The 14194-nt window shown below is 42.9% G+C and carries 13 protein-coding genes and 1 riboswitch; of the genes, 5 read left to right on the plus strand and 8 right to left on the minus strand.

Annotated features, from left to right (window positions below):
• Positions 1-364: 364 nt before the first annotated feature.
• Positions 365-961 (minus strand): sulfite oxidase-like oxidoreductase, encoded by a 597-nt coding sequence (locus H6F42_RS18790; RefSeq protein ID WP_190400912.1) that lies wholly within the window; start codon positions 959-961, stop codon positions 365-367.
• Positions 962-1276: 315 nt separating this feature from the next.
• On the opposite strand from H6F42_RS18790, the gene H6F42_RS18795 reads away from it, so the two are divergent.
• Both H6F42_RS18795 and H6F42_RS18800 read left to right on the plus strand, forming a co-directional pair.
• A complete protein-coding gene (locus H6F42_RS18795) occupies positions 1277-1888 on the plus strand; it encodes a DUF721 domain-containing protein (protein WP_190400913.1) in 612 nt (203 codons plus the stop codon).
• Between the two features lie 81 nt (positions 1889-1969).
• Complete coding sequence (locus H6F42_RS18800) at positions 1970-3226, plus strand: ATP-binding protein (protein ID WP_190400914.1); 1257 nt, start codon at positions 1970-1972, stop codon at positions 3224-3226.
• 168 nt (positions 3227-3394) lie between these two features.
• Here H6F42_RS18800 and H6F42_RS18805 read toward each other — a convergent pair whose 3' ends face one another.
• From H6F42_RS18805 to thiC, 3 genes are all read right to left on the minus strand, one after another.
• Entirely contained in the window at positions 3395-4399 is a 1005-nt protein-coding gene (locus H6F42_RS18805; protein ID WP_190400915.1) for a phosphoribulokinase, read from the minus strand.
• A gap of 481 nt (positions 4400-4880) precedes the next feature.
• Positions 4881-5429 (minus strand): hypothetical protein, encoded by a 549-nt coding sequence (locus tag H6F42_RS18810; protein ID WP_190400916.1) that lies wholly within the window; start codon positions 5427-5429, stop codon positions 4881-4883.
• A 232-nt stretch (positions 5430-5661) separates the two neighbouring features.
• The gene (thiC, locus tag H6F42_RS18815) at positions 5662-7047 is read right to left on the minus strand and encodes a phosphomethylpyrimidine synthase ThiC (protein WP_190400917.1); all 1386 of its coding nucleotides are present in this window, start codon (positions 7045-7047) and stop codon (positions 5662-5664) included.
• Between the two features lie 7 nt (positions 7048-7054).
• Positions 7055-7151, minus strand: a riboswitch (TPP riboswitch).
• A 346-nt stretch (positions 7152-7497) separates the two neighbouring features.
• Between thiC and H6F42_RS18820 the strand changes: the two genes are divergently transcribed.
• Complete coding sequence (locus tag H6F42_RS18820; RefSeq protein ID WP_190400918.1) at positions 7498-8247, plus strand: hypothetical protein; 750 nt, start codon at positions 7498-7500, stop codon at positions 8245-8247.
• 141 nt (positions 8248-8388) lie between these two features.
• On the opposite strand, the gene H6F42_RS18825 is transcribed toward H6F42_RS18820, so the two are convergent.
• The 3 genes from H6F42_RS18825 to H6F42_RS18835 are packed head-to-tail and all read right to left on the minus strand — an operon-like array spanning position 8389 to position 11303.
• Complete coding sequence (locus H6F42_RS18825) at positions 8389-8964, minus strand: Uma2 family endonuclease (protein ID WP_190400919.1); 576 nt, start codon at positions 8962-8964, stop codon at positions 8389-8391.
• Between the two features lie 7 nt (positions 8965-8971).
• Entirely contained in the window at positions 8972-9466 is a 495-nt protein-coding gene (locus H6F42_RS18830) for a hypothetical protein (RefSeq protein WP_190400920.1), read from the minus strand.
• A gap of 34 nt (positions 9467-9500) precedes the next feature.
• Positions 9501-11303 (minus strand): ABC transporter ATP-binding protein, encoded by a 1803-nt coding sequence (locus tag H6F42_RS18835; RefSeq protein WP_190400921.1) that lies wholly within the window; start codon positions 11301-11303, stop codon positions 9501-9503.
• A 163-nt stretch (positions 11304-11466) separates the two neighbouring features.
• On the opposite strand from H6F42_RS18835, the gene H6F42_RS18840 reads away from it, so the two are divergent.
• Positions 11467-11967 (plus strand): gamma carbonic anhydrase family protein, encoded by a 501-nt coding sequence (locus H6F42_RS18840; RefSeq protein ID WP_190400922.1) that lies wholly within the window; start codon positions 11467-11469, stop codon positions 11965-11967.
• 56 nt (positions 11968-12023) lie between these two features.
• Here the strand turns inward: H6F42_RS18840 and lpxD are convergent, their stop codons facing one another.
• Entirely contained in the window at positions 12024-13082 is a 1059-nt protein-coding gene (lpxD, locus tag H6F42_RS18845) for a UDP-3-O-(3-hydroxymyristoyl)glucosamine N-acyltransferase (RefSeq protein ID WP_190400923.1), read from the minus strand.
• Between the two features lie 285 nt (positions 13083-13367).
• On the opposite strand from lpxD, the gene H6F42_RS18850 reads away from it, so the two are divergent.
• A complete protein-coding gene (locus tag H6F42_RS18850) occupies positions 13368-14069 on the plus strand; it encodes a methyltransferase domain-containing protein (protein WP_190400924.1) in 702 nt (233 codons plus the stop codon).
• The last annotated feature ends 125 nt before the right edge of the window (positions 14070-14194 follow it).

Consider the following 14194-nt stretch of genomic DNA (forward strand, 5'->3'; position numbering starts at 1 on the left):
TTATGGCTTATAGCTTTAGTCACTTGCATTAGGACAAGCCAGAAACCAAGAAGCGAGTTGCGGCGCGAAGCGCCGCAACTCGCTTCTTGGTTTCTGGCTTCTAAGAGAAAGTGGAGATTACATTGACGAGTACTAAAACAGCGATGGAAGTAGCGTAAAACTTGAAGATGAATCTACCAAAATGAAATACAGACATTAACTTGCTCCTCTCTCTTAGCCTTAACTTTTGCTCTATGTTTATTAGTATCCAGCTTTTTTTTTAGTTAAGAAGTGACCAGAACAGGAGGATTTACCTAATTGCGATCGCTAAAAATATGTGATCGCGATCGCTAAGCCAAAAGAGGTGCTTTGCGCCGCCTTTGTCTTAAGGCAATACGCTGTATCTTTCCTCCGCAAAAGGTTCTCCCCGATGGTGATAGCCATTACGCTCCCAGAAGCCTAGTTCCATTTTGTCGAGGAACTCCAACCCATTAATCCATTTTGCACTTTTCCACGCATAGAGATGGGGAACTACTAATCGCATTGGACCACCATTATCTATCGGTAATGGCTCATCAAAGAGAGTATGGGCAAAAAAGTTTTCTTCTCTCGCAAAATCTTCCATCGCGATATTAGTGGTGTAGCCGCCATAGCAATGCTCCATGAGATGTACCGCTTGGGGATCGACTTCGATATATTTTAAAAAATCCATAACTTTAACGCCTTTCCATTTCACATCGAGCTTTGACCATGTGGTGACGCAATGGAAGTCTATGGTAAATTCACTTTGAGGCATTGCCATGAAATCATCCCAAGTAAAGGTTTTCTCGGTAGTCAGTCCCCATACTCGAAATTGCCAATCTTTGCGTTTAATATTGGGAGTATTGCCATAGGTCATAATGGGAAACCCATTAGTAAGCCGTTGCCCTTTAGGAACGCGCCCTTGATTAGGCGATCGCGACTGAAATAAGCCTTCAAACATAACCAATCCTCAAGAAACTATATTTGTCGATAATACTCCTTTCCCACTCAAGAAAGAGCTAGGCGCGGCGAAGCCGCGCCTAGCTCTTTCTTGTTTTTATATGCATATTTCTTCGGTGGGAAGGGTGTATCGACAAATATAGCTCCAAAAACTATGGCGGCACGCGCACCGTGCGCCATAGTTTTTGGTTTTTACCTCTGAAGATGGAGTTGCGGCGCTTCGCGCCGCAACTCCATCTTGGGTTTTATGTCCTGACTTAGATAGCTACAGCTATAATGTTGAAACTGAAGCAAAAAATAAGTTTGGTTTACAACCATGTCCCTCACAGGATTACCAAATATTTTGCATGACATCCAGTCACGCACCAGTTGGCAACAGCGCTGTCAATATCTGCTGATTGTCGAAAAATGGGCAGAGATCGTCGGTGACTCGGTCGCTAAGCAAACCAGTCCCATTGGTGTGTATCAAAAAACTCTCCAAGTAGCCGTATCTAGTGCCGTTTGGTCACAGGCTTTAACCTTTGAGAGGGTGAGGATTTTGGCAAAAGTTAATGCTTTAGTGGGTAGCTCTAGCAATCTCGCGATTACCGATATTCATTTCTCCACCGCTAAATGGGCTACCCATCAGCAAGCCCTAGCCCAACGTCAGGTAATTAGTGAGGAGCATCCGAGCTATTTACCAGCGATCGCTAATTCTGTGAAAGGCTTAAACAAAAAAAGTAGTAATTCCCCAAGTTCAGAGCTACGGAGCGATCGCCAAAAGCCTCCCGAAACTGCAAGTGAAGCATTTCAACGCTGGCAATCGGTGATGAAGTTAAGAGCGCCGCAGATGCCGAAATGCCCAAAATGCGATCGCCCTGCCCTCACGGGCGAACTATCTCGATGGCAAATGTGCCGAGTTTGTGCGATCGAGTATTTATTCAACTAATTAATGAGGCGCAAGTATTGCACCTCACTAATTAGTTGTTTTAGAAGTTATTTTTGAAGTTGTTTTTCTCTCTTTTTAGCTATGCCTGTTATAGAATCTCTCGTCGCTTGTAATCCTAGTTATTCTATCTGTTTAAATAAAGAGGAATATTACTATATAGATTTAGCAGCGATAAGAGGAGAAGATATAGTCAAAAAGCTACGGCGGACGATCGCCTTGTCTTCTAATAAACCCACCTATCAACTCATATCAGGGCATATTGGTAGCGGCAAAACTACGGAATTATTTAAATTAAAAGCGAGTTTAGAACAGCAAGGCTTTGCGGTGATTTATTGTGCTGCCGATGAATATCTTCAAATTAATGATGTCGGCTTAACTGAATTATGGCTAATGATTTTAAGCATTATTTTGCAACAGGTGGAAAAGAAAGGGGAATCGCTATCTTTAGCCTATTTGCCTAATGCGATCGCCGAGATTGAGCAGTGGTTACGCATGTCTCCGCCCATAGGCATCTCGACCTATCTACCTCGGCTACAACGTATTTTGCAGGCGTTACAAGCCAATGAACAGCAGCGTCGCCAATTACGTCATCATCTCGAATCTCGCCTCAAAAATTCTCTACTAGCGGCGGGTGAAGAAGTAACGGCTGTAGAAGTGGATCGCCTAAAGCAAATGGGCAAGAAAGGGCTAGTGATTTTAGTAGATAATCTCGATCGCCTAAATCTGGAGCAAGTGGATAACCTTTTTGGAGAAGGTGGTAAATATTTGCGGCAGTTTCAATGTCATGCCATCTATACCTTGCCCCTGTTAGCCATGCCCGACGAAAGCGAAAGCAACTATTTTCAACAACGGTTTAAGGGAACTGCGCCAATTTTGCTGCCTAATTTGACCATAGGCGATCGGCATGGCGTGGTTAATTCCGAAAGTTTAAATCTGCTGCGACAGTTGGTGATGGCTCGCCTACTGCCCAGTACTGCCAAGGAGAAGTTGTTAGATCGGGTTCATGAAATTTTTGATCAACTCGCCACGCTGGATCGGCTAATTATGGCTAGCCAAGGGCATCTACCCTATTTGCTATCCCTTCTATACGGTTGCTTACAAATGCAAGATCCCCCGATTCACTTGGAAGTGCTGAATCAAGTTTTGGAAACCGATCGCGAAATGCGTTTGTCTACCCTTAATAAGCGCGATCGACAGATGATTGAGCAATGCGTTGCTGGGAATGACGCACTCAAAGTCGATAGAGCAGACGCGATCAATTTATGTCGCCGCCTGCTTCTGTTTGAGCATCGTGATTCTCAAGGCTATTGGTATAGCAGTCCTCTTCAAAATCCCTAAACAAAGAATAGCGGCGCTATTCTGCAAAACTACAAGATTTTTTGAAAGTGTTGCTTTGCAACACTTTCAAAAAATATCTTGGTTTAGGTTTAAGCGCAAAGCGCTGTAATACCAATTCCCGAAAATTTCATATAAAGATAAGTAGCGGCGCGAAGCGCCGCTACTTATCTATGCTGCAACTAGATGCTCCGATACCTTTTTGCTAAGACGCTCGAAAGTAGCACGCATCTTCAAGCCCACAATCACCTGCAATAAACCAGTGCCATTATTAGAACCCGGGTAATCAGGATGCTTCCGCAAGAGTTCGGTTAATTCACCGTAATACTTGGTATTGAGACTGCTGAGATGGTTTTCGATATAGACCAATTCTTCAAGATGATCGAATTGTCCATCAATTTCTAAAACACTCGCAGGATGTCCGAGCCAGCCATCGGGCCCCGAGAAAAGCTTAATTCCCGGATAGGAACAGGTGAGCTTTGTGCCACAGGGAATCCAAGAAATCGTGGAACCTTCATCAAAGAGATAAGCTGGTTGTAAACCTTCCACATCACTCCTTTGAATTAGACGTACCCGCAACACTTTGCGATCGCGATCGTCGGCAATTAGATTAGTCGGCAAAATTTGAACGACCACATCCGCATGAGCCTTTTGCGGATCAATATAAGCTTCAAAATCGGGTCTACGCGCATCAATCGCTTGCATGACATCCGCTAAGGTATGACCACGTTCAGCAATATCCCGTTGAATCTTCCAAGCTGCTTTCACTTCATCACTAAGATCGAGATAAATGCTGAAATCTAGCAATTTCCTGACTCTCGGATCATAGATAGGATGCAAACCTTCAATTACCACGATCTTATTGGGGTGAATCAATTCGGGTGGGTCAATTTTGCCTGTCTCGTGATTGTAGATTGGCTTCCAGACTGATTTCCCTTCCTTGAGAGACTTAACTTGTTCGTACATCAAGTCAAAGTTATTCGCACGAGGATCGAGGGCGGTGATTCCTGTTTCTTTGCGTTGCTTGCGATCGAGGCTGTGGTAGTCATCCAGACAAATCACAGTCATAAGTTCTTCACCAAAAAGATCGGTCAGTCGGCGCAAAAACGTAGACTTTCCGCAGCCAGAGTCACCTGCGACTCCAATGACTACAACACGGTTGGGCTGATTGCTCATAGTTTTAACCCATTTCCTTAATAAATATAAAATTACTAAAAATGAAGTATGGATTAGATGTCCCGCCGAAGGCGGGACATCTAATCTCTCTCAAGTATGGATTTATAGTCCTGTCTTCGACAGGACTATAAACCTCTGGCTCTCGCTTGAATGGAGATTTACTGTCCCGCCTTTGGCAGGACAGTAAATCTTTGGATTTCGTTTGCTTGAAAAACGCGGTAATCTAAAAAATGTATTTATTGTTACTTATTATTAAAACTAAATCTAGCAAAACAGGGATATCCACACAAGTTAAAATGCCAAATAAGCAGTATATTTCTTAGTATTTATAAATTTATTGCGATAAGTAGCTGAGCATAAGTAAAAGCCAAAACAAGACGACACTTTGCGTCGTCTTGTTTTGGCTTTTATAGCTTGTCGCCAATTGTCTAATTTTATATAGAGAAAGGCGGCGCTTTGCGCCGCCTTTCTCTATATAAAATTAGACTTTGCTGCTTAAAATATCGCGATTTAAGGCTAGCTGAAAATCATCTAAATGGGACTTGTGCATTGGTAACCATGTATCCCCAGTTTCCGAGTTGATCGGTGGCAAGACATCATAAATCGGTTCTTGCAGAAAATATGTCTCTTTTAACTGCACTAGCCAAGCGGATTGCTGGCGATCTTTTACCCTTGATTGCAGATCGGTCAAACTCGTTGGGGCGATATCAATATTAATCCATTCCTCTAGCTCAAAGTTTGTGAGATCGCAAGGACTGATAGAGGCGATCGTCGCTAAACCCTGTAAAGCATAGGCAGGAAAAGTCTCAGTATCAAAGCCAAACTCATCCATGAGTTGCTTACATATTTGGGCGGATTCGGGATTGTCGGGATAGCCTAGGGAATGAATTAACACTCTAGTGCCAATGGAAGTTTTGAGAAACTCAGGCGGATCGAAAACGATCAGCGTGGAGTAAACCCTTGCTAAGTAGCAAACTGCCTCTTCAGGACTTAGAGAAATAGCTACTGTTATCGCTGCTCGATCAAGCATGATGCCAAAATGCAAGTACTTTTGATAAGTTTAAGGTGATAAGCATACAATGTTTCATGTTTTTATGCGTTGCTGCAAATGACTTAATCTTGTGTATACAAGTTGCCACAAATGGCGGTTGCTTTGTAAAATATTCGGCTTTGCGATCTTCAGAATAAAAAAGCGACACAAAGTGTCGCTTTTTTATTGCTAAGAAAAGGACAAAATCGCTACGCGATTTTGTCCTTGGGGATTAAGCGGTAGGGACGGCATCTTTTGCCAAAAACTTCTCAAGTTCGCTAATTGCCTCAGCATCAACCTTTTCTTGCATTGGACAGAATTTGGGTCCACACATTGAGCAGAATTCGGCGGTTTTGTAGATATCCGCAGGCAAAGTCTCATCGTGATATTCCTTTGCACGCTCAGGATCGAGGGATAGCTCAAATTGCTTATTCCAATCGAAGTTGTAACGGGCATGGGATAGTGCATCATCGCGATCGCGAGCGCCTGTACGATGACGAGCAATATCCGCAGCATGAGCCGCAATCTTGTAAGCAATCAAGCCATTGCGAACATCTTCAGCATTGGGCAAGCCGAGGTGTTCCTTTGGTGTGACATAACACAACATCGCCGTACCATACCAACCTGCCATCGCTGCCCCGATCGCCGAGGTAATGTGGTCATAGCCGGGAGCAATATCCGTTACCAGAGGACCTAGCACATAGAAAGGAGCTTCCGAGCATTCTTCCATTTGCTTACGCACATTGAATTCGATCTGATCCATCGGCACATGTCCAGGTCCCTCAACCATGACTTGAATATCATGTTCCCAAGCACGGCGAGTAAGCTGTCCGAGAGTCTTTAATTCAGCAAGTTGGGCTGCATCGGAGGCATCATGCAAACAACCGGGGCGGAGCGAATCGCCAAGACTAAAGGACACATCATGCTTCTTAAAAATTTCGATGATGTCGTTGAAGTGGGTATAGAGAGGATTTTGCTTATGGTGATGCAACATCCAACGCGCTAGAATACCGCCACCACGGGAAACAATTCCTGTAATCCGATTCTTGACTAAGGGAAGATGCTCAATCAAAATTCCTGCATGGATGGTTTGATAGTCCACACCCTGCTCAGCGTGCTTCTCAATAATATGCAAGAAGTCGTCTGGGGTGAGGTTTTCCATTTTGCCATGCACGCTTTCGAGGGCTTGGTAAATGGGAACTGTGCCAATGGGAACAGGCGAAGCATTGATGATCGCCGTCCGAATCACATCTAAATCACCGCCACCAGTGGACAAGTCCATGACAGTATCAGCGCCATACTTTACTGAAAGGGTCAGTTTGGCAACTTCTTCATTAATGTCTGAAGCGTTGGGAGATGCGCCGATATTGGCGTTAACTTTGCAGTTAAAGGCAATCCCGATCGCCATTGGTTCAAGGTTGGTGTGATTTTTGTTGGCGGGAATAATGGCGCGACCGCGTGCCACTTCCGCACGTACCAGTTCTACGGGCAAATTTTCACGCCATGCTACATATTGCATCTCTTCGGTGATAATGCCCTGACGAGCGCAATGCATTTGCGTACCGCGGTATTCTCCGCGCCTGGTGGGTGCAGAGCTAGCTTTCAATCCAACTGTCATGTAAATTTCCTCAAATAATGTGCTTTCCTACGCCGATGTCAATCGGTTCAGGTTCTAAGGATCTGCTCTCAGTCTGGTTTTTACAGACACTCCTAGCGTCTTGAGATCATAGCACTTGCAAGCTAAGGACTAGAGATTGAGATCTAGCTTCTTAATGATCGTCTGGACAAGAAATCTAGATAATATTGAGAAATATGATTAGTTTAAGTGTTTGTTTTTTATTAAAGGAGTATTAAGCGGCAAAAAGTATTTATTTTGGCGAAATTTAGGATATTTGCCTTTTATAAATCACAATAAATCTGAAATCAGATCTAAGCTAAATAGCTTAATCGTCATTAATTAGTAACTTTTATGTAACTTTTAGATAACTTTTTTATAACTATTGTGCTTGTTTTCCTATTAAAAACAGGAATAATAATGAAATCAGCTTAGTTTCAGGAACTTGTAACTATGAACACATTACAAAAGTTTTCAGTCTCAAATATTGTCAAAAAGCTCTCTTTCGCTACTGCTGGTGCTGCCTGCCTCACCCTCGGCGGAGTCAGCGCATCTCATGCTGCTAGTATCATTGATACTAATCCCTCTTGGAATGGTAGCAGCTTTATTTTCCCTTTTGGTGAACCAAATACTGCTACCTACGGACAAACCTTTACCGTGACAGGTAGCGAAAATATTCTCGAAAGTTTTTCTTTCAAAGTTCAGACTACTAGCGCTACACCTTCCAAATTTGCAGCCTATGTCGCAGGATGGGATGGCTCTAAAGCCACTAGTATCCTTTATCAAAGCAGTCTGCAAACCAATTCTAACAATTCAGCTTTTAATGATTTTACCTTTAATACAGGTGGTCTTGCTTTGACTTCGGCTCAGCAATATGTTGCATTTATCAGTGCTTCAAACTTTTTTGATGGTCAGCCTGATAGGTCAGTACTAGGTTTTATTAACAGTGACGTTTATTCTGGTGGACAATTTGTATTCCTAAACAACGGCTCTAACTTTAGTGCGCTCACACAAACAAATTGGTCTCGATCTGAACAGTTCAGCAGATCGAGTGATGTATTTGGAGATCTTGCTTTTAAGGCTACCTTTGCCGCGCCTACACCTGTTCCAGTTCCGGGCGCTGTGTTTGGCGTAATTGTTGCTGGTGGTGCATTGGTCGCTAGACAACGCAAGAATGCTAAAGCCAAGCAAACCGTTGCTTAATGTTTGATAGGTAGGTCATCACAAGTAACCTATAAACGTACAGATCCCCGACTTTTTCTAAGCAAGCAAAGATCGTTTGCAAGTTTATAAAAAAAGTCGGGGATCTTTATCTGTGTTTTTCATAGCACTCTGCGATCGCAATTATTCAAAATCAATATTGTCGTAAAGATCGGCTATTTGGATTTGTAAATCCGCAAACTTTAAAGAAATTGTTACGGTCGGATCATCGTATTCCGAGAATAGCCATTGATTGACCGCAGTTTTGACGTGATGCTCGACATGGACATGGTATTGATCAATTAAAAGATATTCCTCAAAAGTATTAATAGTGCGATAAGCCGCAAATTTTTCACTGCGATCATAATTTTGCGTAGATTTAGATAGCACTTCCGCAATAAAACAAGGATTGGTAATCGTATCTTTACGCCCATCCTGCATTTCTAAAAGCTTAGGCGCAACGGTTACATCAGGGTAAGTATGAATCTTGACATTGGGAATCCAAAGCCTTTGATCGACATGAAATACGCGAAAAGGCTTGCTGCGTAAAGAAGTTTTGATAATTGATAATAAATTTCCAGAGATGTCATTGTGATTTGGTGTGCCACCAGTCATTGGTAGAATTTCTCCATTACGATATTCGTTGCGAATATCCGACGCTATTTCTAATTCTAGATATTCATCAACCGTGTAAGTCTTCGTAGCGAGTTGAGGAACCATGATGTTTTTACCTGCGATCGCGTCCTGATGTAATTTGCTTAAAGTAGGGCTGATTGGAATTGAGACATTCTTGCAATTCGGGAGTCGTGTCTGTCGCCGCAACACCATCACGGACATAGACCAAACCTTCTCTCACAGAGCGTTTGACTAACTTACCGAACGTGATTTTGTTAGGACTGAAGCCATATTGCAAAATCGCTAGATTTTGGCGATCGCTCTTTTTCGATGATTCCAATAGATAAACTTCATAATCGATTCCTGTTTCATAGCGAGGAATCGCTAACTTTAGGGAAGTAATGGTCGAGCCGTTGGGTGAAAAGCCATGATAACAGATACGCTCTTGCCGATCGCTGGATGCTTCTTGCTTAGCAATGCGAATGTAACGGGAACCACCTCCCCAATAAAGTCCTTCTTCGAGAGCTTCGGCAGATTTGACAGAGATAAAAGTGCAGCTAATGGCGCTAAAAGCGATCGCGGCAATGCTGGAAAAAACTTGTTTCATAAATCAACTCCATTTAAAACTGCAAATCTATTTTTTACTTAAAGGCTAACACTTTAGGAATCGCACTAATTAGCTTTTGGGTATAAGGCTGTTGCGGGTTGTTGTAGATAGATTCAGCATTGTCTAATTCTACAATTTCGCCTTTGTTCATGACCATAATGCGATCGCTCATAAATTTGACCACACCAAGATCGTGGGAAATAAAGATATAGGTCAATCCAAATTCCGCTTGCAGTTCTTTTAATAAATTGAGGACTTGAGCCTGAACAGATACATCCAGAGCCGACACAGGCTCATCGGCAATGATTAATTTAGGATTGAGCGCCAAGGCTTTGGCGATGCAAATACGTTGGCGCTGACCACCTGAAAACTCATGGGGATAGCGACGCATGGCGCTTTTGGTTAAGCCCACCCGCTCTAGTAGATAGGCGACTCTCTCTTTTCGTGCGTCCGCTTTGCGATAACGATGGAAGCGTTCTTGGTGGCTGTGAATTAATAATGGCTCAGCGATCGCATCGCCTACGGACATTCTGGGATTGAGCGAACCATAGGGATCTTGGAAAATCACCTGTAAGTCGCAACGCAACTGCTGAAATGCATTTCCCTTTAACCTCGATATTTCTTTCCCTTCAAACTTTACCGAACCCATCACTGAATTGGTTAAGCCCAAAATTGCGCGACCTGTGGTGGTTTTGCCACAACCAGATTCACCGACTAAGCCAAGGGTTTCGCCACGATAGACATCGAAGCTAATGTTATTTACGGCTACGAAATAGCGTTTTGTTAATCCCAAAATGCTCCGAATTGGGAATTCAATCCGTAAGTTTTTAACCGATAGAATCGGTTCCTGCTGTTGAAGTTCGCTCAAACGAGCCGCTAGTTCCTCTGAAGATACTACTTCCAAATACCGTGAATCCGAAGGTTCTTTCTCAACTATTTGTCCATTCTGGATTTCCATAAAATCGCTTACGGTGGGCAAGAGGCGAAGTTGGCGATCGGGCTGAGGACGACAAGCGATTAAGCCTTTGGTGTATGGATGTTTAGGTGATTGAAAAATATCTTGCGTATTCTCTGACTCAACGACTTCGCCTTGGTTCATGACGATGACGCGATCGGCAATTTTTGCCACAATCCCTAAATCATGGGTGATAAAAATCATCGACATCTGGCGCGATCGCTGAATTTCTTTAAGCAAATCGAGAATTGCCGCTTGCACCGTCACATCTAAAGCCGTCGTCGGCTCATCCGCAATAATTAACTGCGGATTGCAAGAAATCGCCATCGCAATCATCACCCGTTGCAATTGTCCGCCTGAGAGTTCGTGGGGATAACGCTCAATTAATTGTTCGGGATTGGGTAATTGCACCTCATTAAATAATTGAATAGTTCTAAGTTCGGCTTCTGCTGCCGATACTTTTTGATGGAGGCGAATCGCTTCGATAACTTGATAGCCGCAGGTAAAGAGAGGATTGAGCGAAGTCATTGGCTCCTGAAAAATCATCGCTATGCGATCGCCCCGATATTGCAGCATCTTTTTTGCCGATACCTTCACCAAATCAAGCTGAGGCGCTCCCGTCGGTTGAAATAGGACTTCGCCATTAGCAATTTTGCCCGACTCCCCCAGCAATCCCATAATCGCTAAAGCCGTTACCGATTTGCCAGAGCCAGATTCACCGACAATGCCCAAGGTTTGCCCTTGAGCTAGATCAAAAGAAATATTTTTAACTGCATGGACTAGTCCTTCATCACTGCCAAAGGTAACTTGCAGGTTACGCACCGAAAGTAATAAATCTTCAGATGTGGTCTGAGTCTGGTCAAAATCTGAGGGTTGAGTCATAAAGGCTTAATTGACGGCAGGATTAGTTCTTATTATATATAGCTGCCCTATAAAACCCAATAGAGAGTTGCGGCGCGAAGCGCCGCAACTCTCTATTGGGTTTTGTTTTTGTCCAAATATTATTGGTTAGAGCTATAAAATAGTTTGAAAAACAAATATTTTTATGCAGATTCCCTACTCCCAACTTCCCATCCCCGATCTTAGTAAAGCCGCCTTTATTGCCAGTGATGCGGTGGTAGTGGGCGATGTGCATCTTAGCGATCGCGTAAATATTTGGTACAAAGTGGTTATTCGAGCCGATGTAAATCGTATGGAAATAGGCTACTGCACCAATATTCAGGATGGTGCAATTTTACATGGCGATCCCCATAAAACATTAATAATCGGAGAATATGTGACCATCGGGCATCGAGCCGTGATTCATGGGGTTGAAATTGGACGCGGTAGTTTGATCGGCATGGGAGCAATCATTTTAGAAGGGGTCAGAATTGGTGCAGGAAGTGTAGTTGGGGCGGGGGCAGTAGTCACAAAAGATGTACCTGCGGGGGTGGTAGTGGCTGGTGTGCCAGCAAAGGTAATGCGCCAACTTTCCGAAGCCGAACAACAGGAGTCGATCGCCCATGCCGAAAATTATTATCAGCTTTCGCTATTACACCAAAACTAAAAATGGCTACACCATTTTCACCAAGCAAAAGGCGGCGCATCGCGCCGCCTTTTGCTTTAGGGAAGCTTTGCTTCTAATTCGGCAATTCTCTTTTCTAATTTGCGAACTGTATGCAGCAAATCAGGAAGCTGTCGCTCAGAGATCACAATTCGCTTCCAATCCTTTTCAGGAACCACAGGATAGCCCATCATCGTCACCCCTGCGGGAACATCACTCGGAATGCCAGACTTAGCACCAATAATTGCGCCATCACCAATGTGAATATGATTAGCCGCACCGACCTGTCCCGCCATCACTACATGATGCCCCAGAGTAACACCACCCGCTAAGCCCACCTGCGAAGCCAAAACCGAATGTGCTCCCACTTCCACTCCATGCCCAATCTGCACAAAATTATCCAGCTTTGAACCTTTACGAATGACCGTAACTCCCACCGCAGGACGGTCAACAGCACAGGAACATCCCAGTTCCACATGATCTTCAATAATCACATGTCCAATTTGCGGAACTTTGTACCATGTGCCGTTGGGCGATATCTCAAAGCCAAAGCCGTCTCCACCAAGCACCGTACTGGGATGGAATAAACAATTAGCGCCGATCTGGGTGCGATCACTAATTACACAATTGGCATGAATCGTGGTATTTGCACCGATTTCCACATCGTTATAAATGGTGACATGGGGATAAATCGTGACATTATCACCAATTTTGACGCGATCGCTAATGACGACATAGGGGGCGATCGCGACATTTGCGCCGAGTTGTACGCCTTCGCCCAAAATTGCGGTGGGATGGATGCCCACGGGCGGCGTGGGTGGTTGATAAAACTTTTCGAGAACCTTAGCAAACAGAATCCGAGGATGGGAGGTACGGATGCAGGGCAAAGGCGATGGCGTTTTCTGATCGAGAATTACGGCACTAGCTTGGGTATCTTTGAGACGCGCTACAAACTTTGATGAAGACACAAAGGTAATTTCTCCAGATTGTGCCTTATCGATCGCCGCTACTCCTGAAATTACAGGATCATCTCCATTGGATTCAAATCGACAATCGGGAAGTGTAGCGGCAAATTCTTCAGCGAGTTCGGAGAGTTTGAAAGAAATTGTTTGGGTCATTGCTCTATCAGTTCAAGAAGGCGCGATTACCATAATACTTAATTGAAGTTTCTTTAGGTGAAGAAAGTAAATCTCATATACAAATTTTACCTAAGAGATGGCTATTACAACCATTTCGAGATTATAGCAGTTTTCATTTTGCTGTAGGTGAAATGAAAACTCAAAATTCATACTAGAATCAATATTTTATTTACAAATAAGTACACATTTATTTAAAAAATGTTATGGTTATGCTATCCGTAGATCAGTGTTTTTATAAAGTTTATTAATATCTATAAAAAACTTATGAATATAAATGATTTAAAGGTTCTTCTTCCTTCATATATTAAACATAGATATCGTACGAAGCTTTCTTCTTATTACAAGGGATTAACAAACTTCTCAACAAATTCTAAGATTATTGTAGGCAAATTAAAAAGACAATTTATTCGACCTTCTTTTCCAGATTTAGATGGAGTATACAATTTGCACATTGGATGTGGAAATATTAAACACAACAAATTTGTTAATATTGATGGATTGCCTGATTCACACATTCACTATGTTAGAAATATTGATGATTTATCATTTTTGCCAGAGAACAAAGTTGATTTAATTTATGCCTCTCACTGCTTGGAACATTTTTCACATCTTAGAGTTGAACAGGTCTTAGCTGAGTGGTTTAGGGTTTTAAAAAAAGAAGGTATTCTCCGTCTTTCAGTACCAGACTTTGATCTTCTACTAGGTGTTTATAAGGACAATGAGAATAGCGTCAACTCAGTTATTAGTCCATTAATGGGAGGACAAGACTATAAATATAATTTTCACATGACAATATTTAATCATTCTAGCTTGACTGAACTATTACTTAAGGCGGGTTTTTCTCAAGTAAGAGCGTGGACACCAGGATCAGAGGAACTAACTACTTTTGATGATTATTCGGTATGCAAGATTTTAGTAAATGGTAAGTACTATCCTGTAAGTCTTAATCTTGAAGCTATTAAGTAAAGGTAGTAGCCTTTAAAATAGTGATCCACCTACTCCGTCGGATTGTTAGAGCGCTACTGTAATTTGAATCGATCGCGAAGTAGCTATCTCTGGCGTTGATATATCCAGTGGAGACAAGTTGTATT

It is taken from the genome of Pseudanabaena sp. FACHB-1998 (assembly GCF_014696355.1).
In the GTDB taxonomy this organism is placed as follows: Bacteria; Cyanobacteriota; Cyanobacteriia; order Pseudanabaenales; family Pseudanabaenaceae; genus Pseudanabaena.